At 40.8% G+C, this 22,631-nt stretch carries 26 protein-coding genes; 5 read left to right on the forward strand and 21 right to left on the reverse strand.

Annotated features, from left to right (window positions below; all coding sequences use genetic code 11):
• Positions 1 to 59 precede the first annotated feature (59 nt).
• Complete coding sequence (locus Q4550_RS00865; RefSeq protein ID WP_303529533.1) at positions 60 to 824, forward strand: ABC transporter ATP-binding protein; 765 nt, start codon at positions 60 to 62, stop codon at positions 822 to 824.
• A complete protein-coding gene (locus Q4550_RS00870; protein ID WP_303529535.1) occupies positions 814 to 2,760 on the forward strand; it encodes an FtsX-like permease family protein in 1,947 nt (648 codons plus the stop codon). Before Q4550_RS00865 ends, Q4550_RS00870 begins: the two co-directional genes overlap by 11 nt.
• Before the next feature lie 71 nt (positions 2,761 to 2,831).
• Here Q4550_RS00870 and Q4550_RS00875 read toward each other — a convergent pair whose 3' ends face one another.
• The 9 genes from Q4550_RS00875 to Q4550_RS00915 all read right to left on the reverse strand — a co-directional run bounded on the left by Q4550_RS00875 (position 2,832) and on the right by Q4550_RS00915 (position 11,124).
• On the reverse strand, positions 2,832 to 3,626 hold the full coding sequence (locus tag Q4550_RS00875) for a hypothetical protein (protein WP_303529536.1): 795 nt from the start codon (positions 3,624 to 3,626) through the stop codon (positions 2,832 to 2,834).
• A gap of 138 nt (positions 3,627 to 3,764) precedes the next feature.
• Positions 3,765 to 5,111 carry a GH1 family beta-glucosidase gene (locus Q4550_RS00880; RefSeq protein WP_303529538.1) on the reverse strand — a complete coding sequence of 449 codons (1,347 nt, stop codon included), beginning with the start codon at positions 5,109 to 5,111 and terminating at the stop codon, positions 3,765 to 3,767.
• Between the two features lie 36 nt (positions 5,112 to 5,147).
• The gene (locus Q4550_RS00885; protein WP_303529540.1) at positions 5,148 to 6,164 is read right to left on the reverse strand and encodes a LacI family DNA-binding transcriptional regulator; all 1,017 of its coding nucleotides are present in this window, start codon (positions 6,162 to 6,164) and stop codon (positions 5,148 to 5,150) included.
• 88 nt (positions 6,165 to 6,252) lie between these two features.
• Positions 6,253 to 7,095, reverse strand: coding sequence for a carbohydrate ABC transporter permease (locus Q4550_RS00890; RefSeq protein WP_303529541.1), 843 nt, complete (start codon positions 7,093 to 7,095; stop codon positions 6,253 to 6,255).
• Complete coding sequence (locus Q4550_RS00895) at positions 7,095 to 8,030, reverse strand: carbohydrate ABC transporter permease (protein WP_303530458.1); 936 nt, start codon at positions 8,028 to 8,030, stop codon at positions 7,095 to 7,097. Before Q4550_RS00895 ends, Q4550_RS00890 begins: the two co-directional genes overlap by 1 nt.
• A gap of 81 nt (positions 8,031 to 8,111) precedes the next feature.
• Positions 8,112 to 9,356, reverse strand: coding sequence for an ABC transporter substrate-binding protein (locus Q4550_RS00900; RefSeq protein ID WP_303530460.1), 1,245 nt, complete (start codon positions 9,354 to 9,356; stop codon positions 8,112 to 8,114).
• A 328-nt stretch (positions 9,357 to 9,684) separates the two neighbouring features.
• Entirely contained in the window at positions 9,685 to 9,915 is a 231-nt protein-coding gene (locus Q4550_RS00905) for a hypothetical protein (RefSeq protein ID WP_303529542.1), read from the reverse strand.
• A gap of 36 nt (positions 9,916 to 9,951) precedes the next feature.
• A complete protein-coding gene (locus Q4550_RS00910) occupies positions 9,952 to 10,395 on the reverse strand; it encodes a hypothetical protein (RefSeq protein WP_303529543.1) in 444 nt (147 codons plus the stop codon).
• A 36-nt stretch (positions 10,396 to 10,431) separates the two neighbouring features.
• Positions 10,432 to 11,124: a copper homeostasis protein CutC gene (locus Q4550_RS00915; protein WP_303529545.1), complete on the reverse strand. Its 693-nt coding sequence runs from the start codon at positions 11,122 to 11,124 to the stop codon at positions 10,432 to 10,434.
• 238 nt (positions 11,125 to 11,362) lie between these two features.
• Between Q4550_RS00915 and Q4550_RS00920 the strand changes: the two genes are divergently transcribed.
• Positions 11,363 to 11,500 carry a hypothetical protein gene (locus tag Q4550_RS00920; RefSeq protein ID WP_303529547.1) on the forward strand — a complete coding sequence of 46 codons (138 nt, stop codon included), beginning with the start codon at positions 11,363 to 11,365 and terminating at the stop codon, positions 11,498 to 11,500.
• 77 nt (positions 11,501 to 11,577) lie between these two features.
• On the opposite strand, the gene Q4550_RS00925 is transcribed toward Q4550_RS00920, so the two are convergent.
• The 9 genes from Q4550_RS00925 to Q4550_RS00965 all read right to left on the reverse strand — a co-directional run bounded on the left by Q4550_RS00925 (position 11,578) and on the right by Q4550_RS00965 (position 18,487).
• Entirely contained in the window at positions 11,578 to 12,300 is a 723-nt protein-coding gene (locus Q4550_RS00925) for a DUF421 domain-containing protein (RefSeq protein ID WP_303529549.1), read from the reverse strand.
• Positions 12,301 to 12,693: 393 nt separating this feature from the next.
• Positions 12,694 to 12,840, reverse strand: a complete 147-nt coding sequence (locus tag Q4550_RS00930) for a hypothetical protein (RefSeq protein ID WP_303529550.1) — start codon at positions 12,838 to 12,840, stop codon at positions 12,694 to 12,696.
• Between the two features lie 13 nt (positions 12,841 to 12,853).
• Positions 12,854 to 13,738 carry a permease gene (locus Q4550_RS00935; protein ID WP_303529551.1) on the reverse strand — a complete coding sequence of 295 codons (885 nt, stop codon included), beginning with the start codon at positions 13,736 to 13,738 and terminating at the stop codon, positions 12,854 to 12,856.
• 88 nt (positions 13,739 to 13,826) lie between these two features.
• The gene (locus Q4550_RS00940; RefSeq protein ID WP_303529552.1) at positions 13,827 to 14,150 is read right to left on the reverse strand and encodes an ArsR/SmtB family transcription factor; all 324 of its coding nucleotides are present in this window, start codon (positions 14,148 to 14,150) and stop codon (positions 13,827 to 13,829) included.
• A 433-nt stretch (positions 14,151 to 14,583) separates the two neighbouring features.
• Entirely contained in the window at positions 14,584 to 15,945 is a 1,362-nt protein-coding gene (locus tag Q4550_RS00945) for a DUF2254 domain-containing protein (protein ID WP_303529554.1), read from the reverse strand.
• Between the two features lie 346 nt (positions 15,946 to 16,291).
• Positions 16,292 to 16,747: a GNAT family N-acetyltransferase gene (locus Q4550_RS00950; RefSeq protein ID WP_303529556.1), complete on the reverse strand. Its 456-nt coding sequence runs from the start codon at positions 16,745 to 16,747 to the stop codon at positions 16,292 to 16,294.
• Between the two features lie 49 nt (positions 16,748 to 16,796).
• The gene (locus Q4550_RS00955) at positions 16,797 to 17,393 is read right to left on the reverse strand and encodes a DJ-1/PfpI family protein (RefSeq protein WP_194220829.1); all 597 of its coding nucleotides are present in this window, start codon (positions 17,391 to 17,393) and stop codon (positions 16,797 to 16,799) included.
• A gap of 359 nt (positions 17,394 to 17,752) precedes the next feature.
• Positions 17,753 to 17,953: a helix-turn-helix transcriptional regulator gene (locus Q4550_RS00960; RefSeq protein ID WP_194220828.1), complete on the reverse strand. Its 201-nt coding sequence runs from the start codon at positions 17,951 to 17,953 to the stop codon at positions 17,753 to 17,755.
• A gap of 6 nt (positions 17,954 to 17,959) precedes the next feature.
• Positions 17,960 to 18,487: a DUF6773 family protein gene (locus tag Q4550_RS00965; RefSeq protein ID WP_303529562.1), complete on the reverse strand. Its 528-nt coding sequence runs from the start codon at positions 18,485 to 18,487 to the stop codon at positions 17,960 to 17,962.
• A 448-nt stretch (positions 18,488 to 18,935) separates the two neighbouring features.
• Between Q4550_RS00965 and Q4550_RS00970 the strand changes: the two genes are divergently transcribed.
• A complete protein-coding gene (locus Q4550_RS00970) occupies positions 18,936 to 19,082 on the forward strand; it encodes a hypothetical protein (RefSeq protein ID WP_194220826.1) in 147 nt (48 codons plus the stop codon).
• Positions 19,083 to 19,326: 244 nt separating this feature from the next.
• Positions 19,327 to 20,049 carry an iron-sulfur cluster repair di-iron protein gene (ric, locus tag Q4550_RS00975; protein WP_194220825.1) on the forward strand — a complete coding sequence of 241 codons (723 nt, stop codon included), beginning with the start codon at positions 19,327 to 19,329 and terminating at the stop codon, positions 20,047 to 20,049.
• Between the two features lie 48 nt (positions 20,050 to 20,097).
• Here ric and Q4550_RS00980 read toward each other — a convergent pair whose 3' ends face one another.
• The 3 genes from Q4550_RS00980 to Q4550_RS00990 all read right to left on the reverse strand — a co-directional run bounded on the left by Q4550_RS00980 (position 20,098) and on the right by Q4550_RS00990 (position 22,631).
• Complete coding sequence (locus Q4550_RS00980) at positions 20,098 to 20,769, reverse strand: Crp/Fnr family transcriptional regulator (RefSeq protein WP_303530462.1); 672 nt, start codon at positions 20,767 to 20,769, stop codon at positions 20,098 to 20,100.
• Between the two features lie 69 nt (positions 20,770 to 20,838).
• Complete coding sequence (locus Q4550_RS00985) at positions 20,839 to 22,170, reverse strand: PAS domain-containing sensor histidine kinase (protein WP_303529566.1); 1,332 nt, start codon at positions 22,168 to 22,170, stop codon at positions 20,839 to 20,841.
• Positions 22,167 to 22,631 carry a GAF domain-containing protein gene (locus Q4550_RS00990; protein WP_303529567.1) on the reverse strand — a complete coding sequence of 155 codons (465 nt, stop codon included), beginning with the start codon at positions 22,629 to 22,631 and terminating at the stop codon, positions 22,167 to 22,169. The genes Q4550_RS00985 and Q4550_RS00990 overlap by 4 nt, the downstream gene beginning before the upstream one ends.

A 22,631-nucleotide genomic window follows, 5' to 3' on the forward strand; every position in this document is an offset into this window, starting at 1 on the left:
GGAAAGAGTTACGCCTCCTTTTTATAATGAAACTATCACTTAAACATTGGAGGAATTGGATGACTACCGTACTTGAAGCAAGTAAAATTCAAAAAAGCTATGGAAATAAGTTTTTAAAGCAAGAAGTATTAATGGATATCGACGTTTCGATCGAACGTGGGGAATTTATAAGCATTATGGGGGCATCGGGGTCTGGAAAAACAACACTACTAAACGTGCTTTCATCCATCGATCGTGTGAGTGGCGGATCGATTAAAATTGAAGGAAAAGAAATGACAAAGCAAAAAGAAAAGCAGCTCGCTGAATTTCGAAAACGACATCTTGGCTTTATTTTTCAAGAATACAATCTACTCGATACGTTAACTGTGAAAGAGAACGTCCTGCTTCCCCTATCGATTGCGAAAGTTTCTAAACAAGAGGCTACTGCAGCTTTTGAGGCTCTTGCAGGTGAGCTTGGCATTCATGATCTCCAGGATAAATACCCAAATGAACTATCAGGAGGACAAAAGCAGCGTACTTCTGCCGCTCGAGCTTTCGTTCATAACCCAAGCATTATCTTCGCCGATGAGCCTACTGGAGCACTCGATTCAAAGTCAGCTTCCGATCTTCTGAATAAACTAAGCGACTTAAACGAAACGCGCGAAGCTACGATTGCAATGGTTACGCATGATCCCATTGCAGCTAGCTACAGCAGTCGCGTCATCTTTATTCGAGACGGGCGGATTTATACGCAGCTCAATAAAGGAACAGAATCACGTCAGTCGTTTCTAAAAGACATCATGAAGACTCAAGGTGTGCTCGGTGGTGTGCAGTATGAACATTAATCATATAATTCTGAAGAACTTAAAGAAGAACATGAAAAACTATTATTTGTACGTCTTTGCCCTAATCTTTAGTGTCGGACTCTACTTTTCTTTCGTCACTCTTCAATATGACCCGGGTGTTGAAAACATGGAAACTTCAGCTAAAATGACAGCCGCCATCCGAGCGGCTTCCATTATGCTTGTCGTAATCGTAACCGTTTTTCTAGTGTACGCAAACAGCATTTTTATTAAGCGACGCGGAAAAGAAATTGGACTTTTTCAATTAATTGGTATGACAAAAGGACGCATCTTCCGAATCTTAACCGTAGAAAATTTACTTATTTATATTGGCTCTATGAGTTTAGGTATTTTTGTCGGATTTGCATTTTCCAAGCTGATCCAAATGATCCTCTTCAAAGCTACTGGCATCAAAGGCGTTGCAACTCTGAACTTTTCCTCTGCTGCCCTGCTGCAAACAGTGATTGTTTTCTTCGTCATTTTCGGCATCATTTTGCTAACGAACTGGATCTTTATTAAAGCACAAAGTATTCTCTCTCTGTTCCACGTGACCTCTAAATCTGAAGAACGGATAAAGAACATTTCCATTCGAGAAATCATCATGGGTGTGCTTGGACTTATTCTAATTATTGCAGGTTATTACGTATCGAGCAGGCTGTTTGATGGCGATTTTTCAGCCATGAACGAACTTCTCTTTGCGATGGCCTTTATACTTGGCTCTGTTATTTTGGGAACATACCTTTTCTACAAAGGATCCATTCGATTCGTCGCCAACCTAATTCGGAAGCGTAAAGAAGGCTATCTGAACATTAATGATGTACTTTCTCTATCATCAATTATGTTTCGAATGAAATCCAACTCGCTTCTACTTACAATTATTACGACTGTATCAGCACTCGCAATCGCTCTTTCTTCACTTAGCTATATTTCGTATTACTCAGCAGAAAAAACATCGAAACAAAACATTCCGGACCATTTCTCCCTTGCCGAGGAACAAAATGCGGCTATATTTGAAAAGGAATTGAAGGCTAGAGACTATGATTTCACGACCAAAGAAATGGAAGTTCTTCAAGCGTCCGTTTTGACAGAAGAAATCCTTACTAAACAACAGTCCGGGACGGCTTTTGATGCATCTGAAATGGTTTTACCTGTCATTAGTGATCAAACACTTGAGGAAATAGATGTGTCTTCTAATGAAGCGGTTTTTACCGGATTTAGCAAAATTCTTGAATCCGTCATTCGTTTTGATAACGCTGGCGTCATTCAAATTAAAGGAAAAGAGAAAGTAATAGCTCAAGATTATCTTGGATTGAAAAGTGACTATATCCTCCCATATTCTTATTCTGATGGTGGTCTACCTACGGTTGTAGTGGATGAAACGACCTTTGCTTCTCTTCAAAAAGATATGGATGAAGAAATACAAGATGAGCCTTTAACCTATTTTGGATATAACCTTGTAAATCAGTCAACGTTACCAGAAGCAACTGAGCTATTTCAGTCACTTTCCTTCGAACAGGACCAGGGGAACAGCTCTCAATATCAATCCTTTCAAGAGCAAAAGGAAAACATGGGTCTTATCATGTTTATCGTCGGATTTCTAGGACTTACCTTCCTGATCACGTCAGGGTGTATCCTCTACTTTAAACAAATGAATGAAGGAGAAGAAGAACGTCCGAATTATACTGTTCTCAGAAAACTCGGTTTCACACAAGCAGATCTCTCACGTGGCATCCGCGGCAAGCAGCTTGTTAACTTCGGCATCCCCCTTGTTGTTGGACTTCTTCACGGCTACTTTGCCGTTCGTTCCGGCTGGTTCTTCTTTGGAACCGAATTGTATACGCCAATGCTGATCGTTATGGGAATCTATACGTTGCTTTATTCAATCTTCGGCGGACTATCAGTCGTTTACTATAAAAAAGTTATACGTGAAGCACTATAAGAGAAAGGCGGATGGTGCCAGGCACCACCCGCTTTACGTCATAATATGTCGAACCAAACTACAACTCTACCTCACCTCAACCAAAGCCCTCTTGCCACTTCATCCGAAAGTCCAAACCTATTAATAAAGTAATCCTGAAGGCGGCCTTTTTCTCCGCCTTCTACCCACTTGCGATACAAGCGAATAAGCTCACGTACACTGCCTTCGCAGTAGCTATCAATTAGCTCAGCAACTGTATTCGTACTTCTCCAATAATCATAAAACGCAGCCGAATAAGAGAAGTCGTCTCCACCTCGATATCCCGCTTCTCCAAATGCGTCTAGCGTGTATTCCCCATACTTTTCTTTATGAGCGTCAATTAACAATCGCTCCACCTTCATCACTTTTTCAAATCGCTCTTCTGACATTAAGAGTTTTCGAGGTAAGTAGAAGCAGATGCCTTCTTCGAACCACATATCATTCGCATTCTCTTCTTCCCAATCATCGAATTCTGAATGGAAGAAGTCAGCGTGGTGCGTGAATTCATGGGCAACAAGCTCTGCTACATCGACCATTTCAAGCTTTTCATAATAATCCGTTGCCTCTTTCACATCTTTTACCGTGGATAGATAAATATCCTTCCACGTGTCTCGTAAAGGGGTTAAGTGGATCAAGTCTCTCGAAGTGTACGCAGGCAATGGAATCGTCGAATACAGCTTTGTGGCTGATTCTAAATCGTGGAAAACAATCCCCCTTGGCGGCTCCTCAACCGTCGTAATTTCTTGCAGCGCACTCTTATATGTATCAAGAAATGCTAATAGCTGCAGTCCGCTCTTTTCAATTTCGTTTGTTTTTGTTGTATCTGTTACCGATACGGCATAGTTCATATTCAATCCCCCTCCATCTTGCTATTTCGAGTTCATTTAAGTGTCCTCCTCTATTTCTCCATCATTCGTCTAATATAGAGTATGAGACTCTACGGTAAATCAAAATCCCCCCACCGCCACACGGTGAGGGGAACTATCCTACTCCATATCAAACCAACCATTATCAATCGTCTGCTTGTACCAATAATAGCTATCCTTCTTCGTTCGTTCTAGCGTACGGAAATTAACGTGGACGAGCCCGAAGCGTTTATCATAGCCTTCTGCCCACTCGAAGTTATCAAGCAGAGACCATGTTAAGTAGCCTTTAATGTTCACGCCTGCTTCTATACTCCGACTTAATGAAGTAAGATGCTGCTTTAAATACTCGATCCGGCGCACATCTTTAACCTGACCATCTTCAACGCCGTCGTTATAGCAGGCACCGTTTTCGGTAATGTAGATCGGAACATCACCATATTGATCCTTTAATTTGCTAAGAACCTTATAGAAGCCTTCTCCGTATACGTTCCAGCCAATATCCGTTTTATCATAGCCGATATCGATTTTCTCTAAATCAAATAATTCCTCGTTTTCTTTATACCTTCCGACGCTTCCTGTGTAGTAATTGATCCCAACAAAGTCGATAGGCTGACTAATTACGTCAAGGTCGCCATCTTCAAGCGTAAGGGAAACTCCTTTTTTCTCAAACCAGTTCAGCATAAATTCCGGATAGCGTCCTTTAAAGACTGGATCAAAGAACCATTCGATAAACCAACCCATCCCACGATTGCAGGCGTCAATGTCCTCCTGCTTATTGCTGAATGGCTCATTCCATTCGAGGTTTGGGGCATACCCGATGTTACCTTCCATTTCTAACTCTCTGAATCTCGTAACCGCTTTTCCGTGTGCTAATAGAAGATGATGTGAAATAGTAGTCGCAAGCTGAAGGTCCTGATTGCCTGGTGCGTGAACGCCGATGAAGTTTGATAGGAAAGACACGCACCATGGTTCATTGATCGTAATCCAGTGCTTTATTTTCCCATTAAATTCGTTAAACATAAGCTCGGCATAATCAGCAAACGCATCCGTCGTTTCTCTGCTTGCCCATCCACCCTTGTCCTGAAGGGCCTGCGGCAAATCCCAGTGATAAAGTGTACACATAGGTTCAATGCCCTGATCGAGTAGGGCGTCAACGAAACGGTGGTAATACTGAAGGCCTTCTTCATTGACCTTCCCTGTGCCATTCGGAAAAATACGCGGCCAGGAGACGGAGAAGCGATACATTTCAATGCCGAGCTCCTTCATCAATGCAATATCTTCTTCATAACGGTGATAGCTATCACAAGCGACATCTCCGTTATCTCCGTTCTTCACATTTCCAGGCGTATGCGAAAAGGTATCCCAAATCGATTGGCCACGTCCACCTTCATCTACGGCCCCTTCGATTTGATAGGCTGCGGTTGCCGCGCCCCACTTCATATCATTTGGAAATTGTATAATTGCCATTGTCTTCCCTCCATTATCACGTCAGTAACTGTTTCGTTATACTTTACTTCCACAAGATTCTCTCACGATCAATTCTGAATCAATAAAAACAGGTTTCAATTCTGTTTTACCATTTGTTAAATCATGAAGCATATGAGCAGCAAGCTTACCGAGCAGCTCTTTATTCTGCCTTACAGTCGTGAGCTGCGGAGCACTGTAGCGACAGGCATCGATATCATCACACCCGACTAGGCGGATATCTTCAGGAACCGAGAGTCCTGCTTCTTTAATCGCTCTAAGCGCACCAAAGGCCATCATGTCGGAAGCCGCAAATACCGCCTCAGGTCTAGCTTCTCCCTCGAGGATGCGATTCATTGCTTCGTAACCGCTCTCTTCATGAAAATCGCCGTACTGAATCCACTCTTTTCTCACTTCTAGACCAAATTGATTCATCGATTGTCGGAATCCTTTTTCTCGCAAGTTAGAAATCGCAGAATCTGATCCCCCACCGATGAAAGCAATATCTTTAACCGAATTGAGATACAAATGCTGGATCACTTTCGTAGACAAGTTAATGTTGTCTGTCATCACATAGCTTGAGCTTGGGCCATCAAGCTCTAGATCGATTCCCATACACGGGATGTCGCTTTCTACTAGCTCATAAATGGCATCCTCAATTTCCTCACCTGTAATGATCAAACAGCCATCCACATGAAAATGCCTGCACCTTGCAAGGTAGCTTCCATTATCCTGATAAAACTGTTCATTCGAGAACATTAAGATGTCATATCCTAGTAACCCGACTGTTTTCTTAAAAGCTGTTACCACTTCCATAAAGAAAGGATGTGTAAAATCAACGTTCACTCGGCCAGCATAGATCAGGCCGATGAGATTCGATTTCTTTGTCGCTAGCGCTTTAGCTGAAAAGCTTGGCTGAAAGCCTGTTTCTTCTATCACTTTAAGAACCTTTTTCTTCGTTCCTTCACTAATGCCACCGTAATTGTTAATAATTTTCGAAACGGTCGCTCTTGATACTCCTGCCATTTGTGCAATATCTTTAATCGTTAGGCTCATCGCTATCCCTTCTGACATCATAATAGAATTTATACTGATAGCTTACTAAGAAACGCTATGTGAAGCAATTTCTATATCGGCTGAGCCTCTATTTTACAGATCCTTCTGTAATACTCGAAATAAATAGGCGGTTAAACAGTAAGAAAATAATGAGCAATGGAATCGTTGCCCAGAACACGCCTGAGAGGATCATTCCGAAATCAATATTAAACGTGTTACTTAAGGAAGCTAATGCAACCTGGATAGTATAATTCTCCGGGTCCCTTAAGACCGTAAATTGCCATAAGAATTCTCCCCACACCGCTGTAAACACAATGATGCCGAGCGTTGCAAAAGCCGGAAGAATAATCGGGACAACGATGCTTCGATAAATTTTAAAGTTCGAACAGCCATCGAGCTTCGCAGCCTCGATCAGCTCATCGGGAACGGACTCACTCACATATTGTCTCATGAGGAAGATCCCGAGCGGATTAAGGAAGAACACGACCATAACCCCAGCAAGCGTATCGAGAAGGCCAGCTTTCGATACGAGAAAATACTGTGGAATCAGTCCCAATTGAGGGGGAATGATCATTGTTAATAAAATCGCAATAAACAATCCGTTCTTGCCCGGGAATTTAAATTTCGCGAAAGCAAATCCTGCTAGCGAGCTAATAAACAGTACAACAAGCGTAACGATAGAACATATGAGAAAGGAATTCCACATCGCTTGAAAGAAATCAATTTGATTCAGGACTTTCTGGAAGTTCTCGACTAGCATGCCGCCTGGCGTGATCGTAGGCGGAATTGAATTATATGCTGCACTCGGACGCGTTGCCATCACAAACATCCAGTAGAATGGGAATAAGGATAAGAGTGAAGCAAGTCCTAGAAACAGATAGATGAGCACTTTACTGAAAGAGACTTTTTTTCGTTCCTTTCGTTTCGCCATTACCTTACCCCCTTCTTCTTACGGCCATTGCCTGATGTGATGAGCGTATTGATTGTTGCAAAGAAAAGAATGATCACAAGCAGAATAATTGCTGTCGCAGAAGCCGTTCCAAAGGATTGAAGCTTAAAGGCATCTCGGTACAAGTACATAACGACTGTTAGTGCTTCGTCTCGTGTAAATGCCCCAGCGCCTAAGAAAATCGTCGGCTCAGAGAAGAGTTGTAACGCCCCAACCGTTGAGAAGAACACCGTTAAGATGATAAACGGTTTCAGCAAAGGCATTGTAATATAGAGAAGCTGCTGAAACTTATTCGCGCCATCAATCGTTGCGGCTTCATATAAATCATTTGAGATGCTTTGGATCCCTGCTAAGTAAATGATCGTATTGTATCCAACCCATCGCCAGAACACCATAATGGAAATCGCGATTTTCGTTCCCCATTCAGAAGTGGACCAATTCACCGGATCAAATCCAAAGACGCCTAGCATGTAGTTGGCGAGTGATGACTCGTGATTACTAAATAACACACTGAATATAAGGGCAACCGCTACCATCGAGGTGATATACGGCATAAAAATCGTAACTCGAAAGAAATTTTTAAATCGAAGGAATGTAAGATTTAATAGAAACGCCAACACAATGCCGACAACGATTTGTGGCGCCGTTCCCATTAATCCCATGATGATCGTATTGTATACTGACTTCCAAAAAAGAGGATCCTCTAAAACGATCCGAAAATTATCGAGCCCAACAAAGCTCATTGGACTTAATCCGTTCCATTTCTGAAACGCAAGATAAACGCTGAATATAGCGGGATAAAGACCAATCACTCCAAAAATAATGAAAAAAGGGGCTACGTACAAATAGCCTGAAATCATATCCTTTTTCTTCTCAGATCGATATCGCTTCTTAACCCCTCTTTCCTGTCCACTCATTGAAATCACGATTTCTCCCCACTTCCGGTGATTAAGTAGGATACGGTGGGTTTCCACCATATCCCATCACAAATATTGCTTCTATCGGTCTATTAATTCTTCAGCACGCTTAATCGCAGCACGCCATTCTTTCTCAGGATCGCCACCTTCTTGAACGTTATGAAGCGCATTTAATACTTCTTGATGAACTGGGAAGTATTTCACGCCTTTGAAGACAGCGCCATCAATATCTTGTGCCGCTTCTGCAAAAACAGTCGATGTTACTTGACCACCAAAGAACTCATCTTCATTCGTTTTGAACTCTTCCATGTCATAGACAGAAGTAGCGGAAGGGAATAAGCCTTTGCTCTGGAATGATTGCAGCTGATTATCAGGGGATACAAGCCACTCGACAAAGTCATAAGCTTCCTGTGGATGATCTGTTTCACTTGGAATGGAAATATAAGAGCCTCCCCAGTTCGCTGCGAATTCAGTTGGAAGTGTTGCCACGCGCCATTTTCCTACAGCGTCAGGTGCATTTCCTTCCATCCATCCCTTCAACCATCCTGCTCCAAGCTCTGCTGCAAATTCACCTTTGTTGACGCCGTTCGCCCATTCAGGTGTCCACATTTCAAGCTTGCCAACAATGCCTGCTTCATCTAACTCAACAGCATAGTCATATGCCTTCTTCACGTCGTTTCCTTCTTCACCTAGCAATAGTTCACCATCAGGATTTAAGTAAGTTTTTTCAGAAGCATCTAAATAAGCGCGATAAGCCATTTCGATACTATCCACGAATGGTTTTCCTGTTTCTTCCTTAAGCTTCATTCCCGCTTCTTTAAACGCTTCAGGGGAATTAATAAGAGATTCTACTTCCGCTGGCTCTGTTGGAAGTCCAGCTTCTTCAAAGAGATCCGTCCGGTAATACAATGCCTTCGGACCGATATCCGTCGGTAGACCAATTAGGAAATCGCCTTCTTGATTCGCGCCAGCTTCCCATTTCCAATCTAAGTATTGACCCTGTACATCCTTTGCACCAAGATCATATAAATTCTCAAATCGTCCCTGCGCTTCTTTGAATCGATCCAGTTGATCCACTTCCAAAGCCGCAATATCAGGTGCCCCACTACCAGCAGACAAAGCTGTAAAAAGCGCATCATGATGCTCGGCTGATTCTGCAGACCTCACTTTAATCGTCACGTTCGGATGTTCCTTTTCGTATTCCTTCGCAAGCTCTTCATAATTTGTCGCGCCAAATGCCCAGAAATTCAACGTAACCTCTTCATTACCGCCATCACCAGACGTACTGTCGTTTCCATTACAAGCTGCTAAAGAAAATACAAGCATCGACGCCAGTCCTAACCCCAACCACTTCTTTTTGCTTTTGTTTTTCACCGTTACTTCCCCCTCATGCGATTTTTAAAAACGCTTGGAAACCGGTTTCCTAAATAGATAAAAAAATGAACGATTCACATCAAAGTAAAGCGTTTTCATAAACTGATTATAAGAGTATATCGTTCGAAAAGCAACATTATTCTAAAAATTTGTAAACCGGTTTCTTAAATATTTTTAGAATATTGAAACTTAAAGCATCGATTGCCGAATCCTGATTGGAACGATAAATCCTTTTGCTACAGTTTTTCTAGAGAGAAGATCACTGTTTACATTATAAGCACTAAGTGGTTAATTTAACTGCAATAAATAAAGCAATAACCATACCTAAATAAAAAACAACATCCCACATTCGTATTGGTTTATAAAAGAAAAAGTAGCTGATGAACAAATAGATAGCATAGCCTAAGAAGCCATAAACGATCGAGACTTGAAAAAGGAATGATAGGAAGACTAAAACCACAAGCACCGTCACATTCCATTTTTCTTTCTGTTTCCATTTTGCGTCATCCATTTGCTCATCACCTTTCCTTGACATGTTGTATTGAGTTTACGAAAGCTCGAAAGAAGTACGCGCTAACGTTCCCTTTGCCTTTTCATCAAATTTCCAAAAGACTGAAGCGGTAAAAATCACGGTTAACAGCCAGGGAAGCGTACTTATGAAATAACCTAAGTCCGTTACTACATTTGTAATCGGTAAGATAAACGAGAATAGCATGATCCCGAGGCCGACATGGATGATATAGGCATATCGCTTCCGGCGATTACTTTCGCGTGTGAGCTCATCAGAGGCGATTGAAATCGCAATTCCTACTACTAATAGGAACGGTAGCAGATAAATAATCATTAAAAAAGCACCACCAATAGCGACAGAAATATCCCCGTCTCCCCCGCTCAGTAGATAGATGAGACCCCCTACCGTTGGTAAAACAATGCCGAATACCCACGTGATTAGGGCGGTCAGCAGTGCTGTTTTGAATTTGCTGAGAAGCATATGTATGAACCCCTTCTTGCATTTAATGAACCACGATTACTTCCTTTTGTTTAGCACCTGTTCAATCAATTTAATCGATTTTTCACTAAAGTGATTTGAAAAATCTTCTCCCACTCTTACGCCTTTACCAAAATGATATTCTTCTGCTTGCACCGCTTGGTGAATGCTCTCAATAGTAGCGAGTGACAGCCCTGATCCTGGCATGATCGTTGGAATACTTTCTTCCGCCGAGTAGCGCACAAGCTCTTGAAGCTGAGAGATCCGTTCTTGCCCTTCCTGATTGGCACCGGATGTAAGAATTCGCTTCACATTTGGGTATTGAGCGAGGGTTTTATACCCTTCTTTTTGAGAAGAGAGTTCTTCGAACGCTCGATGAAAGGTGATGTCGATATCCGGCTGCTGCTGAATGATCGTTTCAAGTAACTCTTCGTCAATGGTATGATCCTTCGTAATTCCTCCGATAACAATCCTCTTGCCTCCGAGTTCACTTAAGATGCGGATATCTTCAAGAATAACCTCTTTCTCCTCATCGCTGTAGCAGTGGCTATATCCGTTTGGACGAATCATTACCTGAACGGGAATCGTAACACTGTTTAATACCGATTTTATCGTTCCATAACTCGGCGTTAAACCTCCAGCTTCAATCCCTGTTACAAGTTCTACTCGACCTGCTCCAAAGGCTTCTGCCTCGATTGCTTCTTCTCTGTTTTGTACGATTACTTCGATCATTTCTCCATCTCCTATCTGATTCACTCGATGTTTTTGTATCGTTCTCACTGAAATTAAATGTTCCACTATCATCATAGCTTTTTCCATTTAAGGATGCACGGGGTTTTGGCGAATTCGCGCAAGTTCGCGAGTAGTGCGCTAGTGCCTGTCACCACCCGATTCATGTCATTACTTGTCGATTAAGCTTCATGTATAGTTTCGCTCCTATTAGACACTCTAACAACCAGGGGTGATTCAAATGAAACTTAACAAGAAGCAATACGCTAATCAACCTTTTGCTAGTAAGAAATCGTATACGAATGAAGCCGATCTGGCTCCTTCTCAAGATGACCAAGCTGGTCGTCCTGCAGAAACCAAATCAAAGCGGAAATCATAAAGAAACTCAGGCGTACGCCTGAGTTTCTTTATGTAGCTTCTATCCACACCTCTTGGAATGGTCGCCGCTCCCTTTGCTCAGTGCCGAAAAGGCGGAACATGATTTGACGCTTGATCCTTCCTAGAAATAACTAACTCATGCTTCGCATTAACTCCGGCGTAAAATAACGAAGATGCAGCAGGCTCCCCTCTTTTTTCAAGCTGATCCATTAACCACGCTTCCGTATGACCTAAGCGCTGCAAGATATCCTTCTGTACTCGCCCATCCAAAATAACAGGAATCTCAAAATCATTCATCTGCTTCTCGATCGCCATATCTTCACGAACAACACTCTCTTTACTTGGGTATAACTTCACACTAAGTCTTCCATTTGCCTCTACAATGGCAAGCTCAACATCTTCTGTATGGAAAACGTCCTTTTCTCGAAGCATCTGAAGGACATTATCAATCGAATATTGAATCTGCTTCATGTTATCTTTAAGGAATTTTCCATTGTACATCACAACGGTAGGCTCGAACGTAAGAAGTTTTCCTATCTTCTGATGCTTTATCTTTATCCTTGAAATCAACTTCTGTAGCAACCCGATCGCAATCATCGCGATCACCGTGTGAATATGTTCTATCTCTGGGTCAGCGATATCCGCACCTACCACAGCCCCAAACACTAGAACGACGAGAAAATCAAATACAGGAAGCTCTCCAATAGACCGCTTCCCCATATAGAGTCCGATGGCGAGCATGAACGGAAGAATCGTTACTATCCGGAAGATAACCTTCAAGGCATCCATCAATATATCCATAAGACCCACCTCTTTCTCACTAATAGGATCATTATAACCAGAAGGTAAAGAGCGCAATACGTCACTAGTGGATTAATAAGGTAAGACTAATGGAACAAGAGACAATATAGTGTTGTCTCTTGTTCCAAAGTAGACCATCGCGGTTTTCGCAGGTGCCTGTCACCAGTCAATCAGTCCAAAGAAATTTCCCAAAAAGCGATCTGGAACAATCCTGATTATTGGACTTAAAATATTCTTTGCTTAGCGGACTAGTACTAGCATGATGAATAATTAAAACAAACTACTCCTTTCATTAATAATGAACTCTTTATCCAATATGTTTATGAGCTTGATTCAAAAAAAAAGAGCTTCAAGGAGAAGCCCTTTAAAAAAATAAAGCAGGTAATTATCCTTCTATTTGACTTCTGACTTTTCTTCCTTCTCGACAGTGTCACACCCTTTAGGTTCTTCATTCGATTTCACTTCCTCGAATTCAACACTGCAACAGTCTTTTTTAGGTTTAGAGAATAGTTTTTTTAGTCCTCTCTTTTTTTCACCCACTTGATCACCTCCTTTATAGTACGGTTTGAACGATCAATCCTGTAGTAGTAGCTACAACTAATATGGAAAAGACGAACGCAATAACGAGCTTTGGTTTGAACAGTTTGTTCAATAGCACAACTTCTGGAATACTTGCACCAGCTCCACCTATTAAGAGGGCAATAACGGCACCAATTCCCATTCCTTTGCTTACGAGCGCATCTCCAATCGGAAGAATCGCCTCTGCTCGAATATACATGGGAACTCCTAATATAGAAGCAACCGGAATCGTCCAAAGCTGATCTCCACCTGCATACCTAGCGATAACATCCTGAGGAACAAAGTCATAGATGAAAGCCCCTATGAAGACGCCTATTACTAAAAACGGAAGAACTGGATAGAAAAACGCCCATGCATCTTGAAGAGCAATCTTCCACTTCGGCACAGCTTCCTGCTTCTGGTCGCTCTGGTGCTTACGGACCTTCACATTTTTAACAGAGTTATGAAGTCCAAGGGCTTCCCATACTACGCCAATTAAAATCGAAAAAAGACCTACGATCACAATATAATAAAGCGTTAGTTCCCACCCGAGTAACGTCCACAATAAAATAACGATAACAGGATTAAGTAATGGAGATGCAATGAGAAAAGACATCGACGGGCCAAACGGGGCTTTCGAAGATAGTAATCCCGCTAAAATAGGAATCGTAGAGCAGGAACAAAAAGGTGTTAATGCGCCTAATCCAGTGCCATAGAAATAACCACTCCACTTATTAGGGCGCTCAAGAACTCTCTTAATCTTATCTTCTGTCACTTTTTGTTGAAGCAAGCTAACTAGAAAACTAATAACAACAAACAAAGCTGTTAATTCAACAAACAAAGTTAAGAACGTTTTAAGAAAACCTAACAAATCAATCACCTGAATCTCCTTCTTTCAATGAATTATAAGTTCGTGTACATTAAATCAATTTTTTTTGATGTATACTTCAAAAATTTTACCCTTAGCATTAGCTTCTAGGGTAAAAAATACAGCATAGCTCATCAGACAAAATGGCCTTCACACCTGAATCATGCAATTGATAATAATTCCAAGTACCAATCTTCTCTCTGGTGATGAATCCAGCATCAAGTAAAATCTTAAGATGATAAGACAATTTGGATTGTGAAAGTCCTACAACCTCAGTTAAATCGCATACGCAAAGCTGTCCTTTTTGATTTAATTCATACATGATTTTTAATCGCAGTTGGTCGGCTAAAGCTTTGAATTTCTGTTCATAATCTTCAAAGCTTACTTCTTCTTGATGAGTCGATTCCGCGTTAAATGTTTCCATATCCTTCTCCTTATATCAATTTTTCTTGATGTATAATATTCTACTATTTCAACAAGGTATCGTCAATTAATATATCAATTTTTTTTGATTTACGATTCATCACTATCACATTCATTGTTTGAACACTTCCTATAATTCATCCGAAAATTATTCAAGTATACGTGAACACATTCCCCGCTACTCGAAACCCAACTCATTACCATGACAACCATCTCAAGAATCAATCTACTTGTCTAAAAGCTCAATTCATCAGTGAATTGTTGCGGGTGCCTGTCACCCGCACAATTATGGGGAAGGCAGTACTTTCAAAACAAATGAGAAAAGGACTTACCCGCTTCTACGGATAAGTCCTTTTCTCATTTTTATCCAATAATTTCCTTTACTCAAACAGCTCAGGCAACCGTTGCCTTTTCGTACATATCCATATTCTCGCTTAATGAGAAGTAGGCATCTTAGCAGCACTCTTCGAACTAACCCGCTCCAGCATATATTCAAGCAGAAACAGATAATCCTTCTCATTACCCGTCTTTTTAGCAAGTACGGATAAAGGCTCTAAAATGTGAAGACAATCATTTTCGTACAGGCTGTAGTTATCAAACCCTAAAATCGTCTGGCGGGCAAATTCCCATAGATCTTTGTGTGCTTCCTCATCCATTGTTTTACTTAGCTGTGCTATCATCGTTAAAAGCGCCGTTATAATTGTTGTGTTCTGGTTGGCATATTCACGAATGGAAGCAAATCCTTTGTGAAGGTAGTAACTAAAATCTTTTTGATTTAAGATAATCCGAAGCTTCTTTTCCTGATCAAAAAGGTAGGGTGAGAAATTCTTAGATTTGCCAATACTATTCAGCAAATCAGCAATCTGATGAATGGTATTCGTCACCGTAAGCGGATCATTGTGACCCAAAGCCTTAATAGCTAATTCGGCAAGCTTAATAAGACCATATTCCAGATCTTGAATCTCTGTTTGTTTGACCCCGATTTCAATGGATTTCAAGTAGCGGTCTGGATTCATCACTTGTCCATGTTCCCAATAAGTAAGCAGTGGTGTGCCTGCTATGACGAATTCTCCAATCCTAACATCGAACCTGAGGAGAACGTCGTCTCTATTCGCTAGTTTAATCAACCTAGAAAAGTCAGCGACTTGAAGATAACCAGATTGGTTGGTTTTGATAACTTTTCCATCAGGATCTGAAGGAATGTCTTCCTTCTCTACTTCCTTCTCAAGGTGATAAGGCTTTAATTCTTCTTCAAGAGAAGCCTGAACTAATTTTGACTTAGCATTCATATTGAAACTGATATTATGAACTTGCATCCACGTAGCAGTATGGTTGATAAAATAAATAAAAGTTATGGCGGCTGTAATAGCTGTCAGAATGGATAAAACAGGCGTCGCAACTACATACTCCTCTTCTCCGTGCGTCACGTATAAGAAGTTTAAGAGCACGTAAATAAAACTTCCGTTAAAAATACCAAGTACGTGCTGGGTCGCACGGTCACTAACGAAGTTGACAAGCATTTTGGAAGAGAACTGCCCACTAAACGTCGTCAGGGCAACAAGCAAGGAGTTAAGTGTAAAGGCACTTAAGGTCAGCACCCCTCCTACAAGTGCACTCAATAGAACCTGTAGCGTCTGACCACTAAAGCCAATTCCAACTGGCAGATACAAGCTAACATCCACAACATAGTCGAGATAATAGGTAAAAATAGATAAACCTACAGCTCCAACAATATACCAAAATGGCATAAACCAAATGGTTGAATTCAATTCACTTTTCCGCTGACGTCTCGACATCTTTAAATATTTCTTTATATAGTAAAAGAATCCCATTTAATCACCATTCTATTCTTCAGAGTTTTGAACACTTCTACTAACTACCCCGCAAATAAGTAAACTAACCTGGATTTTATTGTTTCCATCATGAAGAGTATAAAAACATTAAAGAAACTCCAGCAGTCCATACAAGCTGACCTTACTTTGAACGATACTCTTATCGATGAACGCTTTTCCTTATTTCCTAAAGAGGAGAACTATATGAAGTCAATTCAAAATCTCTCCCATAACGAAAAGAAGTGCTAATCGACCGAACGAGTAGCACTCCTTTTACTTCTCTCTAAATGACGCATCATAGAAAACAATCTTACAACTCCAAACTCATAAACACACTATTCGAATCTTCCCTATACCCTGCAAACGGCTGACACTCGTGAAATCCAAAGCTTGCATACAAGCGCCTGGCTGGCTGAAAGACATCCATTGAACCCGTTTCAAGACTCAACCGTTCGTATCCACGCGCTCTCGCTTCATCAATAATATGTTGAAGAAGTCTTTTCGCGACACCCTTTCTTAGATGAGCAGATGCTGTTTTCATGGACTTAATCTCGGCGTGGAGACTATTCAATCTTTGAAGCGCCACGCATCCGACTAAGTCACCCGCTTCCCACGCACTCCAAAACGTAATCTCAGGCTTCCGTAACCCCTCTAGATCCAGCGCATGCTTACTTTCCGGTGGAGAATACTTTTGCATACTTTGGATATGGTCATTCAATAATTCAGCCACTTCAGGTCCGTTTAAATCATCTACTTTAATCTCCACTGAATTCACTCCTTTACCGGTACATTGCTCGCTTTTCATGATAAACAAATCACTCAATCGTAATATCATATTCCATTTGTTTCGCTGTCTTTAATGCGACTTCCTTACCATGTAGCCGAGCGATCATATGGAACGACAAATTGATTCCTGCAGAAATGCCCCCTGATGTTAAAATCGAACCTTCATCAACGAATTTGACATGCCGTTGAACGGAGACCTCTGGAAATTCCTCATCTAATCGATCAAGATCCATCCAATGAGTTGTCGCTTTTCTTCCATCAAGCACACCTGCTTTCGCCAGCAGCAAAGCTCCTGTACAAACCGATGTCATCAACTCCACTTTTGACTTCTGATCTTGAATCCATGCAATTATCCGAGGATTGTTGATTTCAATCTGTTCAGCGCCATACCCACCAGGAATAATAACGATATCAAACGAAGGGTGGTCGTCGAAACCATAATCGGGTTGCACGTTTAATCCATTACGCGCCGTAACCATTTCCCCATTTTCTGAGATCGTTTTAACCACAAAAGGCTTTACGTTCGACTCTAATGTAGTTGTAATCGAAAAGACTTCAAAGGGACCCGCAAAATCCAAGACTTCTACTTCATTAAACAGTAAAATACCAACAAGACGCTGTCGCATTTGTTTGACCTCCATGATCAATCGATTTCCTTTTCGATAGATTAACTTTACTATATTATGAGGTGGCATTTCTGATAAAATAACCGGATACGGAAAAAATAGTTCCGATTTAGAGGAGTTGTTTCATTCTGAGTGAATACCTTTTATCAAAAAAATTCATACCTACTTACTTTATCGCTGCAATCTTCGTCATTCTCTTATACCGTACAATCGGAAATTCATGGTTCGAGGCGTTACTCGTCAGTTTTCCTTGTTTTCTTGTAGGCATTATTTCGCTTGCCCAAAATTTCGGTAAGAAAACAAAATAAGAATAAAAAGCTACGTTACACTACACCTTGTAGAATAACGTAGCTTCTCTTCTATTCAGGATCCATCCAAAACAGCTCATCAAGCGATTTATTTAACGCCCAACAAATGGACAAGCACAACTGCAGCGTCGGGTTATATTTTCCGAGCTCAATGAGCCCAATCGTCTGTCTCGACACGCCAACCTTTTTGGCAAGCTCTTGCTGGGAGAGATCGTGCTCCACTCTTGCCATTTTTAGTCTCACATTCTTCACAATTGATCACCGCACATCTTCATCATCCATCTCTTCTAGTTCCTGCTCATTTATCTTATCACTTTTATACTTCGCTACCGCATAGGGTACCACCATTATGACAAATAAAACAGGAATATAAATGATTAAGCAGAAAAATAAGATGCTTAAGAAAAAATAAACCGTTTCCTGAGTACCCTCTCCATACATCAGAGAGTTCCTGATCGCAAGGAACAGAGAAAAACCTACTCCCAAGAAAAGACTGATCAAGAAATTTCGTTTATTAAAACTCAACTTACTCGATCGATCGTGCATCTCTACTTCATCTGAAAAGATTCCAAGCATCGCTGATCGTATAAGATAATATCCAGAACTGACACTAAAAATAATAATCTCCGTCCATACATGCTGTATTCCGCCCTCAACCAGAAACTGTTTATACAAAACTGATAGAGCACAAATCACCACAATAAGAATATACATTTCCCGGTAAATCTTATTTTGAAGAGTCGTCAATCGTTCGTCTTTCTGCTTCCCCTTAAATCCAAGCCCCATTATTACACTTCCTCTCCTATTTAGTAATCGATCATTTATGCTTTATTCTTTTGATAAATACGATTCCATTTCATGAGATTGAATAATTTTATCCAACTAGTGACCCCCTTTAATTTTATAATTCTCTTCCTCATCCTTCTTTTACCATTATATATTATTAACGTCTTTTTGCAATATATATTGTTCATTTAGACGTTTTTATTTTTCTTTATGTAACAAAAAAACAGTAGTTGTACGTTTAAAAAAAGAATGCTTGAGCTAAGCATTTTTGAGAGAGAATGAATGAGGTCGTTCAAAAAATAGAGGCTAGGAATAAAAGATTCCTAATCCCCCGAATATCGTGAAATTTAAAATTCTTTTAGGTATCTCTCATTCGTTCATCTCCTGTTCACCTATACGTTGTAAAATACGTATGAAGTATTTCGTTCGTATAGAAAGGGTGAAAGTAATGATTTCCATTTTAATGATTGATGACGATCCCCACATTTTAAACCTTGTAGAAGTTACTTTACGAGATGTTGGATTTCATACATACAAATCAAAGAATGGTATAGAAGCTTTGGCTCTATTAGAAGAAGTGACAATGAGTGAGTGATGGGCAGATTGGGAACACACAGGAATCGACGGAACGATTGTGCTAATACCATCTGATAGTAAGCTTGCTCTCTGAATGGAAGATGAGCACTCCTTTTTCGTTTTTCTCAAATGAATAGTTAGTAAGAAGGTTCCTTCTGCATAGTTACCGCCTCTTGTGTGATATACACCACAGTTTAGTACAGGGAAATGGTTTACATTAAACGTGTACTTAAGAATAGTTAATCATTCAGGAGGTTATAACGATGGAAAAGATGTTTAATGGGGCTACCAAAACCGGGGAGATCGTGACACAATTTCCGAGAGCAAGCCAGATCCTAAAGGAATATCGCCTTGATTTTTGTTGTGGAGGTAACCGTCCTATACATGAAGCCATTGCTGAGAAGAATCTTAATGAAGAGGAAATCCTCTCCAGATTGAATACACTTTATGTAGAAATGAAAGATATGAAGGAACGTGAAGTGAACTGGGAGCTAGAACGGTATTCACGTTTAATCGACCATATTCTCGATACACACCACGCGTATCTTGATCATGTCCTTACTGAACTCAACGGCTTTGTAACAAAAGTCTACCGAGTTCACGGGAGTACACATCCAGAATTAAGTCAGGTTCATCGTTTGTTTCATCGCCTCAAACTTGAATTAGAAGAACACTTGATTCAGGAAGAAGAGAAAGTCTTTCCTAAGATCAAGGCGTACGAAGCAGAGCCTTCACAAGAGTCTTTAACGAAAGTTCTTGAAACCATTGCTGCCCTTGAAGAAGAACATGAAGAAGCCGGTCATTTATTAAAAGAACTTCGGTCTGTTACGAGGGACTACACTCTTCCAGAAGGTGCCTGCACAACTTACACTTTAATGTATCTTAAATTAGAAGAACTCGAATCCGATCTATTTCAGCATATCCATCTCGAGAATAATATCCTTTTCCCCCGACTCGAACGCGAACGAGCGAATGTTCATCAGTAATCGCCACCTCCTTTATCACAGACAAAAAAGCACAATATGTGCCTTTTTTCATTGCAAATGCTTGAGCCGGTTCAGATCATAAATAAATAAACCATGGCGATCGCTTTTTAATATCTGATCCTTTTTTAATTGATTCAGTAGCCGATTGATTGATTCCCGAGACGTGCCGACTATATTCGCTAGATCCTGGTTCGTAATCGGGAAATCAATCGCAATTCCCCCATCACGCTGGTTTCCATTTTCGTAAGCTAATCTGATCATGGTTTGAACGAAACGGTGCTGAACGTCTTGTGAAATGAGCGACTGTACTCGTTCTTGTAACTCAAGAATCTTCTTCCCCATCATCTCCATCACTTTAATCGCCAGGTGAGGTTTCACCATCATTAGTTGATTGAAATCTTCAATTCGAATCATGAGAAGGACCGCACCTTGTAGCACCATAGCATTCGCCGGATACGGAGATTGATCGAAAAAACCGACGTGTGGAAACATATCACCTGATTGCAGTAAAGAAAACACTTGTTCATTTCCGTCCTCATCGATTTTATGAGTCTTAACGACACCGGATTCAATGAAAAACACCGCCTCACGTTCATCACCTTCCATAAACACGAAACTTCGATTACTAAAGTGTTTTCTTCTTGTGATTTTTTCAATTTCTTCGATTTCTTCATCATCTAATCCAAGAAAAATAGAAGTTCTTTTCAATATGTTCTTCATGTTCCCCACTACAAAACCTCCCTTCATTCATCAAATTTCATTTCCATTACTATAAGGGATTCTCACCTTCTAATATGGAATGTCTAAAATCACTTTCGTTCCTTTTCCTGGAGCGCTATGTATATGTAACTCGCCACCTACTGACTTTGACCGCTCTTCCATACTAAACAACCCGACCCCACTCGCAAGCTGATCTTGGACAAATCCAATTCCATTATCTTCTACCATCACTCTAACTCCTTCGCTTAACTCACGAATTGTGACAGAAGCTTGCTTGACCCCTGCATATTTCCGCACGTTGGTTAACGCTTCTTGGATGATGCGGTAGATTGTAGTTTCGGACTGGTTTCCAAGACGATTTTCAAGAACACATTCAAAGAAAACATCAATCTTATAGTTTTCTGAGTATCTGTTTAGGAAGGAGCGAATCGCCGGGATCAAGCCAAGATCATCTAACACAGATGGACGTAGTTCCCAAGAAATCTCTCGAACTTCTTCTATTATAGCGGTGGCCTCATTACGCATTTGATCAATAAGAGGATGATCCAATTCTGCATCGATACGGCTGATGGTAATAAGATGACTATATAAATTCTGACCAATTCCGTCATGTAAGTTTCGAGAGAGTCTTTTGCGTTCCTCTTCCTGAACATCAATCATGCGTGTTGCCATTTGTTTTAATTCTTCTTCAACCTTTTTTCGTTTAGTAACCTCAGAACGAATCGCTAAGTATTGATAAGGCTTTCCTTCTTTATTTAGAAAGGGAACAATAGTAGTATCCACCCAATAGGAAGTCCCATCCTTCGCTTTATTTTTAATCTCGCCTTTCCAAACTTCCCCTGAAGCAATCGTTCGCCAGAGGTCTCGAAAGAATTCCTTCGAATGATAGCCAGAATTGATAATAGAATGATCTCTTCCGATCAGTTCTTCCTGCGAGTACTTTGAGATCTGACAGAATTGATCATTCACATACACAATTTTTCCTGAATGATCCGTGATCGCAACAATCGTCGATTCATCTAGTGCAAATTTAATATCAAGGAGTTCATTTACTACTTTTTGGGGCTCTAAACCAGCAATCGATCGATCATTCTTTTTATGGATGACAAGAAGGATATAAGATTCCCCTTTAAGTGTGAATGAACTTTTCCGCAAAAACACCGGAAAATACTTCCCTTCTTTCCCCACACCAAAGCGTTGGACCACGACCCCTTGATCCAACAGAGAATAATTAAGATTTGGTATAAGCTGTCGGACGGTTGTTACATCATCATCTCGAACAAGTCCAAACAGATCAATCGCTTCTTCGTTAAGAGAATAAATGTTGCCTTTCTCGTCAGTAACAATTGTGGCTTCTTCTGTTGTTTCAACTGAAGGCTGACTCTTATTTCTTTCAATCAAAAGCGATCCCTCCTATACGTAGCATAATGAGTGGATAAGCTTGACTGCACACCACGTGCTACTTCCATCACTCGGCTTTTCTCTTCTTCGGTAAAAACATGGACGTCACGATAACCAATTAACAAGGCACCTTTCGGAGAGTCATCACATAATAGTGGCACAGCATAAGCTGAAATTAGCTGTTCAGCTAGCATGATCGGATAATCGATTGATTTGCCTAGGATTCCATTTGGAAAAGAGGTTATTTCCATCTGACGACCGCTAGAAATAACTTTCCCTGCGATCCCTTTTCCATAGCGAACGGTGATATATTTGTACTTTTCATTCCGATGTCCTATGACGCATGGCCACGTAATATCGAGTCCAGCTCTGTTTTGTAGCGCTAATGCAACGACATCACAAGAAAGATCTCGCTTTAAGCGTTGGCCCTCAGGTGAGATCCACTTATCAAATGGTTCCAT

The organism is Anaerobacillus sp. 1_MG-2023, from assembly GCF_030547345.1.
Taxonomy (GTDB): Bacteria; Bacillota; Bacilli; order Bacillales; family Guptibacillaceae; genus Guptibacillus; species Guptibacillus hwajinpoensis_B.

Bases quoted from the DNA above. Each gene is read 5' to 3' on its own strand.
- ric (WP_194220825.1), top strand. From the start codon at position 19,327: ATGGAAAAGATGTTTAATGGGGCTACCAAAACCGGGGAGATCGTGACA.
- Q4550_RS00875 (WP_303529536.1), bottom strand. From the start codon at position 3,626: ATGAACTATGCCGTATCGGTAACAGATACAACAAAAACAAACGAAATT.
- Q4550_RS00920 (WP_303529547.1), top strand. From the start codon at position 11,363: ATGAAACTTAACAAGAAGCAATACGCTAATCAACCTTTTGCTAGTAAG.
- Q4550_RS00965 (WP_303529562.1), bottom strand. From the start codon at position 18,487: ATGGGGCTTGGATTTAAGGGGAAGCAGAAAGACGAACGATTGACGACT.
- Q4550_RS00880 (WP_303529538.1), bottom strand. From the start codon at position 5,111: ATGGCAATTATACAATTTCCAAATGATATGAAGTGGGGCGCGGCAACC.
- Q4550_RS00970 (WP_194220826.1), top strand. From the start codon at position 18,936: ATGATTTCCATTTTAATGATTGATGACGATCCCCACATTTTAAACCTT.
- Q4550_RS00900 (WP_303530460.1), bottom strand. From the start codon at position 9,356: ATGCTTGTATTTTCTTTAGCAGCTTGTAATGGAAACGACAGTACGTCT.
- Q4550_RS00895 (WP_303530458.1), bottom strand. From the start codon at position 8,030: ATGAGTGGACAGGAAAGAGGGGTTAAGAAGCGATATCGATCTGAGAAG.
- Q4550_RS00945 (WP_303529554.1), bottom strand. From the start codon at position 15,945: ATGTCGAGACGTCAGCGGAAAAGTGAATTGAATTCAACCATTTGGTTT.
- Q4550_RS00955 (WP_194220829.1), bottom strand. From the start codon at position 17,393: ATGCGACAGCGTCTTGTTGGTATTTTACTGTTTAATGAAGTAGAAGTC.
- Q4550_RS00905 (WP_303529542.1), bottom strand. From the start codon at position 9,915: ATGGATGACGCAAAATGGAAACAGAAAGAAAAATGGAATGTGACGGTG.
- Q4550_RS00990 (WP_303529567.1), bottom strand. From the start codon at position 22,631: ATGGAACCATTTGATAAGTGGATCTCACCTGAGGGCCAACGCTTAAAG.
- Q4550_RS00915 (WP_303529545.1), bottom strand. From the start codon at position 11,124: ATGATCGAAGTAATCGTACAAAACAGAGAAGAAGCAATCGAGGCAGAA.
- Q4550_RS00890 (WP_303529541.1), bottom strand. From the start codon at position 7,095: ATGGCGAAACGAAAGGAACGAAAAAAAGTCTCTTTCAGTAAAGTGCTC.
- Q4550_RS00870 (WP_303529535.1), top strand. From the start codon at position 814: ATGAACATTAATCATATAATTCTGAAGAACTTAAAGAAGAACATGAAA.
- Q4550_RS00980 (WP_303530462.1), bottom strand. From the start codon at position 20,769: ATGAAGAACATATTGAAAAGAACTTCTATTTTTCTTGGATTAGATGAT.
- Q4550_RS00910 (WP_303529543.1), bottom strand. From the start codon at position 10,395: ATGCTTCTCAGCAAATTCAAAACAGCACTGCTGACCGCCCTAATCACG.
- Q4550_RS00925 (WP_303529549.1), bottom strand. From the start codon at position 12,300: ATGGATATATTGATGGATGCCTTGAAGGTTATCTTCCGGATAGTAACG.
- Q4550_RS00865 (WP_303529533.1), top strand. From the start codon at position 60: ATGACTACCGTACTTGAAGCAAGTAAAATTCAAAAAAGCTATGGAAAT.
- Q4550_RS00885 (WP_303529540.1), bottom strand. From the start codon at position 6,164: ATGAGCCTAACGATTAAAGATATTGCACAAATGGCAGGAGTATCAAGA.
- Q4550_RS00940 (WP_303529552.1), bottom strand. From the start codon at position 14,150: ATGGAAACATTTAACGCGGAATCGACTCATCAAGAAGAAGTAAGCTTT.